We start from the raw sequence: 16,128 nt of genomic DNA on the forward strand, positions 1-16,128 counted from the left end.
ACGAGGTGGGCGCGGAGATTTTCGACCTCGCGCTCGGGGTCGCCGCGGGCCGCATGACCCGCTCGGAAGATCTCGGTCACACCGAGTTCATCCTTACCTACAAGAGCTTCGAGCCGATCGGGCCCGCCTGCCTGCCGCTTTGACGGGACAAACGACACATTAAGCTTTTGAGGATGATCGCATGACGCCGTTGCTCGATACCCACCAGCACCTGATCTACGCCGACGCGCTTGCCTATGGCTGGACATCGGGCATCGATGCGCTGGCGGGCAGGTCGTTCACCCTGGAAGACTACAGGGCTCTTACCGACGGGCTGGGCGTGGAGCGCACGCTTTTCATGGAAGCGGCCGTCGATGATGCGCGCTGGCGCGACGAAGCGCCGTTCATCGCCGGCAGGGCGCGCGATCCCGCCAGCGCCATTGTCGGACTGATCGCCGCCATTCGCCCCGAAAGCGACGAGGGCTTCCAGGCGGAATTGGAGCGCGCCGACCGGCTTGGCATTGTCGGCTACCGCCGCGTTCTTCACGTTGTCGATGACGGGTTGTCGCAAACCGAGACGTTCTGCGCCAACGTCCGCAGGATCGGCGAGGCGGGCAAGGTGTTCGATCTCTGCTTTCTGGCCCGGCAATTGCCGATCGCACGCGCGCTTGCCCTGGCCTGCGAGAACACGACGCTGGTCCTTGACCATTGCGGGGTTCCCGACATTGCGGGCGGTGGGCTCGATCCGTGGCGGGCCGATATGGCGGCGCTGGCCGAACTGCCGAACATGCACTGCAAGCTCTCCGGCATTCCTGCCTATTGCGCGCCGGAAAACGCGACGCTGGCGGCCATCCGACCCTATGTCGACCATGTGCTGGATGTCTTCGGGCCGCAGCGCATCGTTTGGGGCAGCGACTGGCCGGTGGTGAACATGGCCGCCGACCTGCCGCAATGGATTGCCATGACCAGAACACTCCTGTCGCCCCTTTCGGAGGATGAGCGGACTGCGATCGCCTCGCGAAACGCGGAACGTCTTTACGGCTTGGCCTAGGGTCTTTGGGGTTTCAGGTTTCGTCCCCGGCCGCCTCGAAGAGCCCTTTTGGTGGGCCATGGCGATCCTGGCGCTGTGATCGGGCGCGGGGGCATCGCTTTGGAACGCCTTCGCCCATTGCGCGTCCGTCAATGTCAAACCTGCTGGCCAAACCTGCTGGCCAAGCGTTCCGGCCAAGCGTCCCATCCAGTCCGCTTTCATGCGCGCTTTGCGCCGCCAATTGACTCAAAGGCGATAAAACGCTAAATATTAATGGACATATAAGGACATTTCCGAAAGTAGATCGCGTGTTTGATTTGAAGTTCGTCAATGCCAGGGTGATCGATGGGACGGGCAGCCCATGGATGCGCGGCGAGGTCGCCATACGTGGTGGCATGATCGCCGCCGTGGGCCGCACGATTGCCGGCGAGGCGGGGGAAACGGTCGATCTGGGGGACCGGATTCTGGCGCCTGGATTCGTCGACGTTCATACCCATGACGACATCGCGATCCTGCGCGACCAGACGCACGCGCCCAAGCTCTTGCAGGGCGTTACGTCCGTCGTGCTCGGCAATTGCGGGTTCGGGCCAGCGCCGCTGGGCGCGGGCTGGGAAGGGGACCTTTCGCGTTATGCCGGCCCGGTTCTCGGCAAATTCCCCGAACGGGCTCCCTGGACGGGCTTCGACGACTATCTGGACACGCTCGATGAAACGCCTTCGACCCTGAACGCCGTTTCACAGGTCGCCCATGGCGCCGTGCGCATAGCGGTCATGGGGTTCGAAAGCCGCCATGCGACGACGGCGGAGATTGAGCGGATGGCCGCGATGGTCGCCGAAGCCATGCAGGCCGGCGCCATCGGACTGTCATTGGGCCTTCTTTACGCGCCGGGCTGCTATGCCGACCGTTCCGAGCTTGTCGCGCTCGCCGCGGCGTCGGCGCGTCACGGCGGCATTCTCAACTGTCATGTTCGCACCGAAGGCGACAGCTTGCTGGCCTCGCTGGCCGAAGTCATGGAGATCGCCGAGGCGGCGGGCTCGCCGCTTCATGTCAGCCATCTCAAGGTCGTCGGTCCGAAGAACTGGGGCACGATCGGCCGGGCGCTGGAGATGATCGAACAGCGCCGGCAGGACGGGCTCGACGTGACCTGCGACACCTACACCTACACGGCCGGTTCCAGTACCTTGATGTCGGTCCTGCCGCCCTGGGTTTCCTCGGGCGGCGGCGCTGACGTGATGGCGAGGCTGACGGGCAAGACCGCACGGGCGCGCATCAGGCGCGACATGGAAAGGAGCGCTTCTGGCTGGGACAATTTCGCCCTGATGCTCGGATGGGACAGGGTCGTCATCTCGGGTGTCGCCGGCGAGGCCAATCGCTCTCTGGAAGGGATGAGCATGGCCGCGATCGCGCGTGCGCGCGGCCAGGACCCCGTCGATTGCATGCTGGATCTTCTCGTGGAGGAGCGGGCGCAGGTCACGATGATCCTCCACCAGATGTCCGACGAGGACGTGAAGTCGGTGCTGCGCTCGGACTTCGCCATGGTCGGCTCCGATGGCATACCGCTTGAGACCGGCCGCGTCCATCCGCGTCACTATGGGACGTTCCCGCGCATGATCGCGCGCTATGTGCGCCGGGAAAACATCATGTCCATCGAGCATGCCGTCCGCAAGATGACGTCGATCTCGGCGCGTCGCTTCGGGCTGCCGGGGCGCGGTCTGATCGCGCAAGGGGCTCACGCCGACCTTGTCGTCTTCAGCGAGCGCGACATCGAGGACAAGGCGACCTTCGAGGAGCCGCGCCGGTTTCCCGTCGGGCTCGATCGGGTCCACGTCAACGGCGTGCTTGCGGCAAGCGCGGGCAACATTTCGGCTGAGCGTCCCGGACGCCTGCAGCGCTTGGGCTGCGCGTGCTGCAATGGCGGGCCGCGTTCAAGACACCGATCGGCAGCCGCCGGCGCGTGATCGGCGGGGGATGGGAGAAGTAAAAAAAGGGAGGAGAACATGAACATGACACCGACGATCCGCCGGCTTTCGGCGGTGATCGGCCTTGCGGCGACGGTATGGGCCGCCCCGCAGGCGGCCTGGACGCAGGCGGCTTCGGGCGGGACGCTCAACATCGCGATCATCGGTGAGCCGCCGACGCTCGATGCGCATCAATCGACCGCATTCATCACCCAATCGATCGGCTGGCACATCTATGAGGGCCTTTTCACGCTCGATGCCGATTTCGATGCCGTGCCCATGCTGGCCGAGGGCTACGAGTTCGACGAGGATCGCAAGACCTATGTGATCGACATTCGCGCCGATGTGCCTTTCCATGACGGAACGGTACTCGACGCCGACGACGTCATCGCCTCCCTTGAGCGCTGGGGCCGTAAGTCGAACTATGGCCGCCTGATGTTCGACAATGTCGTCGCGCTTCGAAAGACCGGCGATCTGACGATCGAGATCGAGCTTGCCGAGGCCTCGCCGATCGTTCCCGTGATGCTGGCCTTTCCCAACCAGCAGGCGGCGATCTATCCCGCCGGCCTCATCGAGGCATATGGCGACGGGGAGATCCGAAGCTATGTCGGCACCGGACCGTTCCGGTTCGACGAACACGTTCCCGACCAGCATATCCGCCTTGCGCGTTTTGACGATTATGCCGCCCTGGAGAGCGAGGCCGACGGCATGGGCGGCGCGCGCACGGCGCATTTCGAACGCCTCGCATTCATTCCGACGCCGGAAGTTTCGGTCCGCCTTGAAGGTGTGCGGACCGGCCTTTTCGACATCACCGACCAGGTCAGCCAGGACATGGCGCCGATGATCGAACTCTATCCCAATGTCGAGGCCATGATCACGAAGCCCTACTGGTGGTCGATGGCGGTCTTCAACAAGACGCGCGCTCCCTTCGACGACCAGCGCGCGCGTCAGGCTTTCGTGCTGGGCTTGAACAACGAGGAGATCATGCGCGCCGCCTTCGCCTCGCAGGACTTCTATCGTCTCGATCCCGGCATCCTCTTTCAGGAGCAGGCAAGCTGGTGGACCGATGCCGATGCCGGAATGTACGGCGCCCATGATGTCGAACGCGCGCGCGCCTTGCTTGATGAGGCCGGCTATGACGGCGAGCCGCTGAAATGGCTGACGACGCGCGAATACGATTTCATGTATCGCAACGCGCTCGTGGCGGTCGATCAGCTCCGCGCCATCGGCTTCAATATCGAGCTTGAGGTCGTCGACTGGGCGACGATCGTACAGCAGCGAAACGACCCCGAGGCGTATCACATCTTCAGCGGCGCGACGACCTTTACGCCCGATCCGGGCGTATGGCCCTGCTTCGACAGCGAATGGCCCGGCTTCTGGGAGGATTCCGTCAAGGACGAGCTCGTGCGGCGCTTGAACACGCAGATGGACCCGAAGGCACGCCGGGGCGTGTGGGAGGAGTTGCAGACCCATTTCTGGTATGCGGCCCCCATGGTCAAATTCGGGGATTTCTTCATTCTCGGCGTCAAGAGCACCGACGTTCATAATTTCGAAGCCACCCCCTTCCCGTTCTACTGGAACGTCTGGAAACAGTGATGACACCGCTCCGTGGAAACGGGGCGATCCGGCGGTTGGATGGACATGAGGAACGAAATCAGGGTCGGCATTGTGTGCAATGCCGATTTTCGGGACAAGCTCAACGCGGCCTTGGCCGATGCCGATCCTCGCCTGCAATTCGAGGTGCGCTGCTATACGCACCAGGAACAGGCGAGCGGCCATGCCGCCGCGCTCGAACCCATCGTCGATGCCATCCTGTTTTCGGGGCCGGTGCCCTATTATATCTCGCTTGAGAAGAAAGGGCCCCTGTCCGTGCCCGCCGACTTCATCGGCTACGACGAAGTCTCTCTTCTCAAGGCGTTCTTCGATCTGGCAAGTCGCGATGCCGATCTGTCGACCATCAGCGTCGATACGGTATCGGCCGCCACGGTGCGCGATGTCTGCGCCGAGATCGGCATCGACCCGAGCGGCATCCGCACGATGCCTCTGGTGGAAGGCGGTATCCACGATGATTTCGCACGCTTTCACATCGACAATTACCGGGCGGGCCGCACCACCCATGCGCTCACCTGCCGTTCGGTGGTGAAAGCGACGCTGGATGAGGCGGCAATTCCCTGCCATTTCATGTTCTGGACCAAGCACACGATCCTGAAGGCGCTCGACCTTCTGGTGTCGCGCTACATGCAGGCCCGCTACCGTGGATCGCAGATCGCGGTCGGCCTGTTGCGGGTCGGCATCCCGAACATCAATGCGTCCATCGCCGAAACGCGGCGCATGGCGCTGGAGATGGAAAGCCAGCTTCTGGCATCCGCCGATCGCCTTGGCGTCCATCTCGTGGATATCGGCAACGGTCTGCACCTGTTCTATTCGACCTACGGCGCCATGAAGACGCAGACGCGGGATTTCACGATGGCGCCCTATTTCCAGTCGTCTCCCAAACTGCGCGATTACAGCTTTCAGATGGGCATCGGCACGGGGCCGAACGTGGCGATCGCCGAGGAGGGTGCGCGCAAGGCCCTTTATCGCGCCGAACTCGACGATGATGACGGTGTATTCATCGTCTTCGACAATGATCGCCTGATCGGCCCGCTCGGGTCGGCATCGAGCAGCCGGATCATCCGGGTCGCCGATGCGGAAATCAGGCGCCTGGCCGAAAAGATCGGCATTACCTCCGCCAATCTGGCGAGAATCCTGGAAGCATTGGAGGCCGATCGCAACGCGATCTACAGCGCCGTCGAGCTTGCAAAGATACTCGATACCACCTCGCGCACGGCGCGCCGGGTTTTCGCGCGTCTCGTTGCGGCCGGGTTCGCGCGCCCGGCCGGAGAAAGCGCCGCCGTGGGCCAGGGGCGCCCCACGACCCTTTACAGGATCGACATATCGCTCCGGGGTGGGGGCATCCAGTGAGCATCGCGGCCGGCAATCCGTCGCATCCACACCCCCGCGAGCCCTCCTTTGCGGTCCTGCTGTTTTCGCGCGGCAGCGTCATCATCGGCTCGGCGCTGATCGCGCTCATGGTGCTGACGGCGGCTCTGGCCGACTGGGTCGCGCCGTTCGATCCCAACATGCTGAACATCGCCAACCGCTTGCAGCCACCCGGCAGCGCGACGCACCTTCTGGGAACCGACGAGTTCGGCCGGGACGTCCTGTCGCGCGTGATCCATGGCGCGCGCACCTCGCTGGCGATCGGCCTTGCGATCGTCGTTTTCGCGGTCGGCATCGGCACTCTGATCGGTCTCCTGACGGGCTTTTTCAATCGTATCGACATGGTTCTGTCGCGCATCATGGACGGGCTGATGTCGTTTCCGGGCCTGGTGCTCGCGATCGCCATGACGGGCGTCATGGGCGCAAGCAGCGCCACGGTCGTGCTCGCGCTCGGTATCGTCTACATGCCGCGCGTCGCGCGGATCATACGCAGCGCGGTTCTGGTGGTGCGGGAGCTTTCTTATGTCGAGGCTTGCTTCGCGCTGGGGGCGACCCGCCTCCATGTTCTTTTCCGGCACGTGCTGCCGAATGTGATGTCGCCCATCATCGTCCAGGCGACCTTCGTCTTTTCCTATGCCGTTCTGGGCGAGGCGGCGCTGTCCTTCCTCGGGGTCGGCGTGCCGCCGACGCAGCCGAGCTGGGGCAACATGCTGGCCGAAGCGCGCACCTTCATCGTGCTTGCCTGGTGGATGGCGCTGTTTCCGGGGCTGGCCATCATGATCACCGTGCTCGGGCTGAACCTGTTCGGCGACGGTTTGCGCGACGCGCTCGATCCGAAATTGAAAGGTCGATGAGATGGGCGAGGAACACCTGTCCTGTGTGGCCTGCGGCGCGCGGTACCCTTGTTCGCTCGTCTACGAGTGTGCCGACTGCGGCGATATTCTGGAACTGGTGCGCGACGAACGGAGCGCGACCTTTCTCGACGGGTTGGTTTGCGAACGCGTCAGCCTTGGCGAAGGCGCGACGCCCCTTCTTCGCGCGCTGGACGGTTTTCTCGCCCAATCCGGTTTTTCGGGGCAGCTGTGGTTCAAGGACGAGACCCGCAATCCCTCCGGTTCCTTCAAGGACCGTCACGTTGCGGCCGCCCTGACACGCGCCATCGCCCTTGGCGCCAAGGGCGTTGTGTGCGCGTCGAGCGGCAATGCGGGAGCATCGGCCGCCGCCTATGCCGCCCGGGCCTGCCTGCCCGCGATCATCGTCGTGCCGCAGCGCACGCCGCTGGAGAAGATGACGCAGATATGCGCCTACGGCGCCCGGCTGATCAAGGTCGAAGGCCACTATAGCAACTCCTACGATTTCGCGCTGCGCATTGCGCGCGAGGCCGGCTACGTGAACCTGACGACCACCTATATCAATCCCTACGGGACGGATGCGCTGCGCCTCGTCGGCCGCGAGATCTTCGATCAACTGGACGGGGACGTGCCGGACTGGGTTCTCGTCCCCACCGGCGCCGGGCCGCTCGTCAAGGGCGTCGTGCAGGGCTTTGCGGACAAGGCTGAGGGCATGCCGCGCGTCGTCGCCGTGCAGGCGGAAGGGTGCGCCCCGGTCGTTGCGGCCTACGACGGGGGGCTGTCGGCGGTTGCCGCATGGGGGGAGCCGGACACCATCGCTTCGGGTATCTCCGACCCGCTGATCGGTTATGAGAAGGACGGAAGCCACACCCTTCGCCTCGTCCGCGAGACGGGCGGCGGCGCGGTGGCGGTCAGTGACGATGAGATTCGTGCCGCCATGGGCCGACTGGCGGCGGGAGCGGGCATCTTCGCCGAACCGACGGCGGCGAGCGCGGTGGCCGCGGCCGGCAAAATGACTGCCGCCGGCACCATCGACCGCAAGGCCAGCGTCGTGTGCATGATTACCGGCCACGGCTTCAAGGACTTCGGCATCTATCGTCAGATGCGCATGCGCGAGATCAGCGTGGCGGCCGGCGCGTCGCTGAACCGTGTTCTGGGCGAACGTGGCCGAGAGGATGCCGCGCCATGACGCTTTTCATCATTCGGCGCTTGCTGACCCTGCTGCCGACGCTGATCGTACCGCTGCTGCTGGTCTTTATCCTCCTGCATATGTCGCCGGGCGATCCGGCGGCCGTGATGCTGGGGGCGGACGCCACGCACCAGCAGGTTCAGGCGCTTCGCGAGCAGCTTGGCCTCAACGATCCATTCCTCGTGCAGCTTTTCACCTGGCTCGGCCGCATGGCCACGCTTGATCTGGGTGATTCCATCTTCCTTCGGATGCCCGTCAAGGATGCCATCGCGCAGCGCCTCGAACCCACGATCATGCTCACGCTCTATGCGCTGACGATAGCCATCGTCGTCGGCATGGCTTCGGGCATCGTGGCTGCCGTCAACCGCAACGGCATTGTCGACCAGTTGTCGATGACGGTGGCCATGGTGGGCGTGTCCATGCCCGAATTCTGGTTCGGGCTGATGCTCATCGTCGTGTTCGCGGTCGAGTTCCGGCTTTTCCCGGTTGCCGGCTACACGCCGCTGGATCAGGGTTTTTGGGCCTGCATCTGGTCCCTGACCCTGCCTGCCGTTTCGGTCGGCCTCGTACAGGCCGGCTTCATCGCCCGCATAACGCGTTCCAGCATGCTCGACGTCATCGGCGAGGACTTCGTCCGGACGGCCCGCGCCAAGGGTCTGCCGTCGCGCGTGGTCATCTTGCGCCATGCCCTCAAGAACGCGCTGATTCCGGTGCTCACCGTCATCGGCATCACCTTCGCCGTTCTGATGGGAGGCGCGATCGCCATCGAAACGGTCTTCAACATTCCCGGCATCGGCAGTTTGCTGGTCAATGCGGTGGCGCGGCGCGACTATCCCGTCATTCAGGGCGTGGTGCTGTTCATGGCGCTGACCTTCATCTTCATCAACCTGTTCGTCGACATTCTCTACGGCCTCATCGATCCAAGGGTGAAGAACCAATGAGCGCCTCAGGCCAAACCCCGCCCATATTGGCGATCCACGATCTCACGCTTGGGTTCCGGTTCCATCGCGGCGACGTTCAGGCGCTCGCGGCCGTTTCGATCGAGGTGGGCGAGCGCGAGATCGTGGGCATCGTCGGCGAAAGCGGATGCGGCAAGAGCATAACTGCCCTGAGCGTGATGGGGCTGCTGCCGGAAGGGACCGCGCGCATCATGGGCGGCAGGATCGAGTTCCGCGGCAGCGACCTGCTGACGATTCCGGCGCGCGAGCGGCGGCGGATGCGCGGCCGCGACATCGCCATGGTGTTCCAGGAACCGATGACGAGCCTGAACCCGATCATGCCGGTCGGCGAACAGATCGCAGAGCCGATCCGCCTGCATCTCGGCCTGAAGGGCGCCGCGGTCACCGAACACGCTCTTCAGGTGCTGGACAAGGTCGGTATTCCCCGCTCGCGCAACATCCTGCCGGACTACCCGCACCAATTGTCGGGCGGGATGCGCCAGCGCGTCATGATCGCGGTCGCGCTGGCCTGCAATCCGAGCCTCATCATAGCCGACGAGCCCACGACGGCGCTCGACGTGACCATTCAGGGCCAGATTCTCGACCTGATGCTGGAGGCGCGCGATACGTTTGGAACCTCCATCTTGTTCATCACGCACGACCTCGGGGTCGTTGCGGAAATCTGCGATCGCGTCGTCGTCATGTATGCCGGCAAGGTCGTGGAGACCGGATATACGGACGATGTGCTGTCCTCTCCCGGACACCCCTATACGCAGGGGCTGATCGGCTCGCTTCCCTCGCTCGACGATCGGCAGGAGCGCCTCGCGACGATTCCGGGCTCGGTTCCGGCCCTCTTAGACATGCCGCAAGGCTGCCGTTTCCGTCCGCGTTGCCCCCATGGCGACGATCGTTGCCGCCGCGATCCGCCTTCTGAAACCATCGGCGACCGAAGGATCGAATGCTGGAAAGCCAAACAGATCGGCGAAACGCAACATGGCTGACCCTCTTTTGCGCGTAAGCGATCTGCGCAAGAACTTCATCGTAGGCCCCATGTTCAAGCGCAAGACGGTGCAAGCCATTCGGGGTGTTTCCTTCGTTTTGAACAGGGGCGAGACGCTGGGCCTGGTCGGCGAGAGCGGCTGCGGCAAGTCGACCGCCGGCCGTGCGGCCATCGGGCTGATCGAACCCTGCTCCGGTTCTGTGGAATATGACGGCATCGACCTGGACACGGTGGGCGCGCGCCGGATGCGGCGCCTGCGTCAGGACCTTCAGATCATCTTTCAGGACCCGTACGCCTCGCTCGATCCGCGCATGAGCGTCGAGCGGATACTCACCGAGCCGCTGGCGATCCAGGGGATCGGCACGCCGGCCGAAAGACGCGAGCGCGTCATGGCCATCATTGCCGAGGTCGGATTGCGGGCCGATCACGCCGCGCGCTATCCGCACGAATTCTCCGGCGGTCAGCGCCAGAGAATCGGCATCGCGCGCGCCCTGATCCTCAATCCGAAGCTGATCGTCGCCGACGAACCGGTCTCGGCGCTCGACGTCTCGGTCCAGGCCCAGATCGTCAACCTGATGCAGGACGTCAAGGCCAGGCACGGCATGTCCTATATCTTCATCTCGCACGATCTGAGCGTCGTGAAGCACATTTGCGATCGTGTCGCGGTCATGTATCTGGGCGAGATCGTGGAAACGGCGAGGCGCGATGCGCTCTATGACGAGCCGCTGCATCCGTATACCAAGGCATTGATGTCGGCTATTCCCGGCCGAGGCGGCGCGCATAAGCGCATTACCTTGAGGGGCGACATACCGAGCCCCATATCGCCGCCCGCAGGCTGCGCCTTCCATACCCGTTGCCCGAGCGCCATGGCGATTTGCAGGACGGTCGCCCCGCCGGCCATCGAAACCGGTGGTCGACGCGTCGCCTGCCACCTTTACAATTGAATGCCGCAACCCCAGGAGGGCGGCTTGACCGCCTTGCCGCACTTGGCATCACATTGCCGACCGCTCCAAGGATCCTTGCCAATTATGTGCCGTTCGTCATCGAGGGCGACTGTCTCTACTTGTCTGGCCAAGCCGACGAAAAGAGGCGCCATATAGAGCACCACAACGCGTCCCCGGCTTTCCTCGCGGCTGACGGTGTTGATCCGATCAATGGCGAATGCTTTTGTGCCTATGTGGACCAGAATCTGGTGCCCCACACTTTGCCCTGGCGACATCGTCATCATGGACCATCTGGGCTGCCATAAGCGAAAGGCGGTGCGCGACGTGGCCCGATCGGCCGGCGCGCGGCTGTGGTATCCGCCGCCCTATTCGTCAGACCGCAACCCCATCGAGCAGAGCTTCGCCAAGATCAAGCATTGGGTGCGCATGGCCCAGAAACGAAGCATCGAGGACACGTGGCACCAGGTCGGACGCCCGCTCCCAACCATTAATGCCAACGAATGCGCCAACGACTTCAAAAATGCCGGATGCGAACCAACCTAAGCCAGATACGCTCTAAGGGCCTGTGGGGGTTCAGGATTTGGAGCCTGGTATGGTCGAACATCGTTCGGTTCAAGGAGCCAGGCCGCGGGAAGGGTTGTTCCCTTTCAAGGGCCGGCAACGCCGAAATGGGCGATTTTCGCCATATCTCTCCGGGACGCGGCGGATTTCGCCCCCGGCCGCGTTGAAACCGACGTCCGCTTCTTCCACTTCGCGACGGTCTTCTGGTTGATGCCATACCGCTTCGAGAGCGTCCTCAGGCTCTCTTGACTATTTTGTATTGCTCAACGCACCGCCTCTGTCGTGCGGGCGCTCCCGTGTAAAACCTGCCCCACAGTGCCTCCTTCCATGCCGCCGAAAAGACTGCACCATCAAAATCCGGGATCAAACAGCTAGGGCCTTTTGGAATTCAGGTTTCGCGTTGCCGCCGCGGAGTACGAAAAGCCCCCCATCCAAACGGCTTAACCGACCGGTAAGACTAACGCGCTTTAATCTGCCCCATGTTTGGCAAGGGGCAGGGCGAGTAATGGGTATGGTCAAGGCCCGTCGGCGTCCGGCGAGGTTGCTGCGGACGGGATCGGTTCTGGTGTTGGGCGGCCTTGTCTCCGGCTGTGCCGGCGACGTGATGCGCTTTTCCGACGATTTTTACACCGGCGCCGTGCCGACGCGCCCGCCGGCCGCCGTTCAGACGCCGTTTCCGGAGAACGTGCCGCTGATAACCGCGCCCGCCGAAACGCCCACGACCGCAACCGCGCACCGGCCGCTCCCGCAGGCGCAGCCATCGGTCGTCGCCCAGGAAATCGAGCGCCATGCCGAACTGGACCCGATCATCACCGCGGCGACGACGCCCGCCCCGCGCACCGCGAGCCGCGCCGCCGGCTGGACCGGCGCGGGCGGCACCTATGTCACGCTGACGTCCGGCGAGACGCTGTACAACCTGTCCAGGCGCTACGGCGTGCCGGTCGACGCGCTCACGCGCGTGAACGGCCTCTCCGATGCCGGCGCGGTCCGGGCCGGCCAGCGCATCCTCATCCCGACCTACATCCATGGCCGCTCGGTGCTGGTGTCCGCGCCCGATGCCGATGCCGGCGTGCGCGCGGCGCGTTCGAGCGTCGGCGGCCGCTCCGACGTCGCCCTTGAGCGCGCGCCGCTGCCGGCGGCGCGGCCGGTCGCTTCGGCGGCCAGCGTGCCCGCAGCCGTCCCGGACCGCGCCGTGCCCGCCGCGCCGGCCGAGGGCGGCCGCTACACGGTCCGGGCGGGCGATACGCTCTCGGCGATCTCGCGCCGGACCGGCGCCAGCATGGAGGCGATCAGGCGCACCAACGCGCTGACCGCCGACGTCGTTCGAATCGGTCAGACACTGATCATTCCCGGCCTTGCCGGCACGCCCGCATCCATGGCGGCGGTCGCCGACGCCGATGTCGATCCGATCGTCACCGGCGCGGTGACGCCCGCCTCGCGGCCGTCCGAGCCGGCCGCCACCGCCGCTCCAAGCGTGCGCGCCCTCGATGAGACAAGCACCGCGCGGGCGCCCGACGCGACGGGCGTGGCCACCATGCGCTGGCCGGCGCGCGGACGCGTCATTTCGGCGTTCGGCGGCAATTCGGGCGGCAGGCCCAATGACGGGATCGACATTTCGGTGCCCAAGGGCACGGCGGTCAAGGCGGCCGAGAACGGCGTCGTCATCTATGCCGGCGACGGGCTCAAGGAATTCGGCAACACGGTGCTGGTGCGCCATTCGGACGGCTATGTGACGGTCTATGGCCACCTGGACGCGATCGATGTGGCGCGCGGCGACACGGTCGGCCGCGGGCAGACGCTCGGCGCATCGGGCATGACCGGCAATGCGCGCCAGCCGCAACTGCACTTCGAGGTCCGCAAGGACACCGTGCCGGTTGATCCGGTCCGCTACCTGAACTAAAGGCTGTCCCTTAGGTCCCCTGACTATTGTCGCCGGGCGGCGGACGACTGAACGGCGGGCGCGACGATGGGCGATATCGAGCGATTTGAGACAGGCCGGCGCATGAGCCGGATCGTGGTTCATGGCGACCTTGTCTGGCCTGGCAATGCGGAACGGCCGGAACCAGCATAGCGGAACAAACCAGGGCTTTTTGGGGTTTGGGTTTCGGGTCTGGCGCGTGTCGGATTTCGTTCTCGGCAAGGCGAAAGGGCCGCCACGGTGTCACCCACCACAAGGCTCTTTCAACGCGGTCGGGCGCGAAATCCGCCTCGCCGAGATCGGATATGACGTGGAGATCATCTGCGTTGCGGCGCGGTCGAAACCCGGTCCATGAATTCCTGTCCATGAACCTCTGTCCATGAATTCCCGTCCCGCGGGACCGGGACCTGCGAACCCTTTTCCCGGCCTTCCGCCAGACGGTTGCAAGCACCGGTGCATTGCCGCCGGGGAGGCGATTCCGCCGCGCGGGGAACGGCGCTGCGCCGAATGGTGTCCGGATCAGATGACCGCGAAAAAAGACGAAGAGTGAACAAATCTTGAAAGTTTCATGAAATCAATGATTTGCCTGTCTTGTCAAGATAGAACAAAGATGGTACGAAAACCAAAACGGTTTTCTTTGCGCGCACCGGCGCTTTAACATAAGGGTAGACCATGGCTCAGAACAATCTGCGTTTGATCGAGGGCAAATCGGTGGACAAGTCAAAGGCTCTGGACGCGGCATTGGCGCAGATCGAGCGCTCCTTCGGCAAGGGCTCGATCATGCGCCTTGGCGTCAACGAGCAGGTGGTCGAGATCGAGACGGTCTCCACCGGCTCTTTGGGGCTCGACATCGCGCTTGGCGTGGGCGGCCTGCCCAAGGGCCGGATCATCGAGATCTACGGCCCGGAGAGTTCGGGCAAGACCACCATGGCGCTGCACACGGTGGCCGAGGCGCAGAAGGAGGGCGGCATCTGCGCCTTCATCGACGCCGAACACGCGCTCGACCCGGTCTATGCGCGCAAGCTGGGCGTCAATCTCGAAGACTTGCTGATTTCGCAGCCCGACACGGGCGAGCAGGCGCTGGAGATCGCCGATACGCTGGTGCGCTCGGGCGCGTGCGACGTTCTGGTGATCGATTCGGTCGCCGCGCTCACCCCGCGCGCCGAGATCGAAGGTGAGATGGGCGATTCACTGCCCGGGCTTCAGGCCCGGCTGATGAGCCAGGCGCTGCGCAAGCTGACCGCCTCGATCTCGCGCTCGAACACGATGGTCGTCTTCATCAACCAGATCCGGATGAAGATCGGCGTGATGTTCGGCTCGCCCGAGACGACCACGGGCGGCAATGCGCTCAAGTTCTACGCCTCGGTGCGGCTCGACATCCGCCGCATCGGCGCGGTGAAGGACCGCGACGAGGTGGTCGGCAACCAGACCCGCGTCAAGGTGGTCAAGAACAAGCTCGCCCCGCCCTTCAAGGAGGTCCTGTTCGACATCATGTATGGCGAGGGCGTCTCCAAGACGGGCGAACTGATCGATCTTGGGGTCAAGGCGGGCATTGTCGACAAATCCGGCGCCTGGTTCTCCCATGACAGCCAAAGGCTCGGGCAGGGCCGCGAGAACGCCAAGGGCTTCTTGCGCGACAATCCCGACGTGGCCGCGCGGATCGAACTGGCGCTGCGGCAGAATGCCGGGCTGATCGCCGACCAGCTGCTGCATGACGATGAAAGCGCCAAGGCCGCCGCGGGGGGCGCCGATTTCGACGGCGATGCGGCCGCCAAGGGCTAGAGCGTCCGGCGAAGGTGGAAGCACCGGAGCCGACAAGACACGCGCCAGGCCCGAAACCTGAACTCCAAAGACCCTAGGGCAACTCCAGCCAAAAGCCCGTCCCGGACTTGATCCGGGATGGGACCCGGTTGCGTGTGCGCAATTGGGACAAAACAAAGACCTGGCGCACTTGCTGCTTCAACGGAAAGCGAAGGCGCTCCAGGGTCTTTCATGCTCGGCACGAGGGTTTCGAGGCCGTGCTCGCCGATTGGGCCGTCCGTCCCGATTCCGGCATATCCTCGCTGCATTGCCCTTGAGGGTGGCGTTCAGGCTCCGCCTGCGATGCCATGCCGCGCCGCAAGGCTCGCCCTGTCGCTTTCGGTGAGCGGACGGACCCGTCCCTTTGACCGGCGACAGGGGCGGAAACCCAGCTTCTGGTAGAGCGGCAGCGCGGCGGGATGGTCGAGCGTGCAGGTGTTCACCGTCACCGCGTCCGGCTCGGCCTTCCACGCCGCCTCGACCGCCTTGCCGAGGAACCATTTGCCCAGCCCCAGCCCGTGCACGTGCGGCATCAGGCCGAAATAGGCCAGATCGGTCAGCGTCGCGGACTTGCGGCTAAGCTCGAAGAATCCCGAGGGCGCGCCGTCGACATGGAGCACGGTGATCTCGCATGTATCGGCATGGATCGCCTCGCGCAGCGGCGTGTCGGCCATGCGCAGCCGTGCCTCCCAGCTCCAGTGGACGCCCACCTGGAAATAGAGATAGCGATAGAAATGAAGCGGTGGCCTGCGCGCGAGCAGCAGCGCCGCATGGATGTTGGCCGGCCGTGGCGGATAGGCCGTCGGCGGCCGGTCCATGCGCAGATAGGTGATCGTGGTTTCGAGCGGTTCACCACCGCCCGCCCGATGGCCGGCGCGGTTCGGCTTCAGCCAGCCCATCGTCTCACCCGTCCGCCGGCCCGGTGGCGACCTGCGTGTCCGCGCGCGCGCCCCATTCGGACCAGGATCCGTCATAGAG

Annotated in this window: 12 protein-coding genes and 2 pseudogenes; 12 read left to right on the forward strand and 2 right to left on the reverse strand. The window is 64.4% G+C overall.

Going from position 1 to position 16,128, the window contains the following annotated elements:
* Window positions 1-181: 181 nt before the first annotated feature.
* The 10 genes and pseudogenes from AC5E6L_RS07125 to AC5E6L_RS07170 all read left to right on the forward strand — a co-directional run.
* Window positions 182-1,030 (forward strand): amidohydrolase family protein, encoded by an 849-nt coding sequence (locus AC5E6L_RS07125; RefSeq protein WP_491772245.1) that lies wholly within the window; start codon window positions 182-184, stop codon window positions 1,028-1,030.
* A 287-nt stretch (window positions 1,031-1,317) separates the two neighbouring features.
* Entirely contained in the window at window positions 1,318-2,967 is a 1,650-nt protein-coding gene (locus AC5E6L_RS07130) for an N-acyl-D-amino-acid deacylase family protein (protein WP_491772246.1), read from the forward strand.
* A gap of 39 nt (window positions 2,968-3,006) precedes the next feature.
* Window positions 3,007-4,563, forward strand: a complete 1,557-nt coding sequence (locus tag AC5E6L_RS07135; RefSeq protein ID WP_491772248.1) for an ABC transporter substrate-binding protein — start codon at window positions 3,007-3,009, stop codon at window positions 4,561-4,563.
* 45 nt (window positions 4,564-4,608) lie between these two features.
* Window positions 4,609-5,931: a hypothetical protein gene (locus AC5E6L_RS07140; protein WP_491772250.1), complete on the forward strand. Its 1,323-nt coding sequence runs from the start codon at window positions 4,609-4,611 to the stop codon at window positions 5,929-5,931.
* Window positions 5,928-6,803, forward strand: a complete 876-nt coding sequence (locus AC5E6L_RS07145; protein ID WP_491772252.1) for an ABC transporter permease — start codon at window positions 5,928-5,930, stop codon at window positions 6,801-6,803. The genes AC5E6L_RS07140 and AC5E6L_RS07145 overlap by 4 nt, the downstream gene beginning before the upstream one ends.
* A 1-nt stretch (window position 6,804) precedes the next feature.
* Complete coding sequence (gene thrC / locus AC5E6L_RS07150) at window positions 6,805-7,989, forward strand: threonine synthase (protein ID WP_491772254.1); 1,185 nt, start codon at window positions 6,805-6,807, stop codon at window positions 7,987-7,989.
* Window positions 7,986-8,930 carry an ABC transporter permease gene (locus AC5E6L_RS07155; RefSeq protein ID WP_491229177.1) on the forward strand — a complete coding sequence of 315 codons (945 nt, stop codon included), beginning with the start codon at window positions 7,986-7,988 and terminating at the stop codon, window positions 8,928-8,930. The genes thrC and AC5E6L_RS07155 overlap by 4 nt, the downstream gene beginning before the upstream one ends.
* The gene (locus tag AC5E6L_RS07160; protein ID WP_491772256.1) at window positions 8,927-9,928 is read left to right on the forward strand and encodes an ABC transporter ATP-binding protein; all 1,002 of its coding nucleotides are present in this window, start codon (window positions 8,927-8,929) and stop codon (window positions 9,926-9,928) included. The genes AC5E6L_RS07155 and AC5E6L_RS07160 overlap by 4 nt, the downstream gene beginning before the upstream one ends.
* Window positions 9,921-10,871: an ABC transporter ATP-binding protein gene (locus AC5E6L_RS07165; RefSeq protein ID WP_491772258.1), complete on the forward strand. Its 951-nt coding sequence runs from the start codon at window positions 9,921-9,923 to the stop codon at window positions 10,869-10,871. Before AC5E6L_RS07160 ends, AC5E6L_RS07165 begins: the two co-directional genes overlap by 8 nt.
* A gap of 203 nt (window positions 10,872-11,074) precedes the next feature.
* A pseudogene (locus tag AC5E6L_RS07170) lies at window positions 11,075-11,414 on the forward strand (transposase); the annotation flags it as partial.
* Between the two features lie 158 nt (window positions 11,415-11,572).
* On the opposite strand, the pseudogene AC5E6L_RS07175 reads toward AC5E6L_RS07170, so the two are convergent.
* A pseudogene (locus tag AC5E6L_RS07175) lies at window positions 11,573-11,692 on the reverse strand (IS481 family transposase); the annotation flags it as partial.
* 305 nt (window positions 11,693-11,997) lie between these two features.
* Here AC5E6L_RS07175 and AC5E6L_RS07180 point away from each other — a divergent pair.
* Entirely contained in the window at window positions 11,998-13,332 is a 1,335-nt protein-coding gene (locus tag AC5E6L_RS07180; protein ID WP_491772260.1) for a peptidoglycan DD-metalloendopeptidase family protein, read from the forward strand.
* A 690-nt stretch (window positions 13,333-14,022) separates the two neighbouring features.
* Window positions 14,023-15,132 carry a recombinase RecA gene (gene recA, locus AC5E6L_RS07185; RefSeq protein ID WP_491230547.1) on the forward strand — a complete coding sequence of 370 codons (1,110 nt, stop codon included), beginning with the start codon at window positions 14,023-14,025 and terminating at the stop codon, window positions 15,130-15,132.
* 305 nt (window positions 15,133-15,437) lie between these two features.
* On the opposite strand, the gene AC5E6L_RS07190 is transcribed toward recA, so the two are convergent.
* Window positions 15,438-16,128 (reverse strand): GNAT family N-acetyltransferase (locus AC5E6L_RS07190; protein ID WP_491772262.1); only part of this gene is annotated, 691 nt, incomplete at its 5' end.

It is taken from the genome of Roseitalea sp., from assembly GCF_984466335.1.

Coding starts and splice junctions, on each gene's coding strand:
- recA (WP_491230547.1), top strand. CDS start 14,023: ATGGCTCAGAACAATCTGCGTTTGATCGAGGGCAAATCGGTGGACAAG.
- AC5E6L_RS07140 (WP_491772250.1), top strand. CDS start 4,609: ATGAGGAACGAAATCAGGGTCGGCATTGTGTGCAATGCCGATTTTCGG.
- AC5E6L_RS07165 (WP_491772258.1), top strand. CDS start 9,921: ATGGCTGACCCTCTTTTGCGCGTAAGCGATCTGCGCAAGAACTTCATC.
- AC5E6L_RS07125 (WP_491772245.1), top strand. CDS start 182: ATGACGCCGTTGCTCGATACCCACCAGCACCTGATCTACGCCGACGCG.
- AC5E6L_RS07160 (WP_491772256.1), top strand. CDS start 8,927: ATGAGCGCCTCAGGCCAAACCCCGCCCATATTGGCGATCCACGATCTC.
- AC5E6L_RS07155 (WP_491229177.1), top strand. CDS start 7,986: ATGACGCTTTTCATCATTCGGCGCTTGCTGACCCTGCTGCCGACGCTG.
- AC5E6L_RS07135 (WP_491772248.1), top strand. CDS start 3,007: ATGAACATGACACCGACGATCCGCCGGCTTTCGGCGGTGATCGGCCTT.
- thrC (WP_491772254.1), top strand. CDS start 6,805: ATGGGCGAGGAACACCTGTCCTGTGTGGCCTGCGGCGCGCGGTACCCT.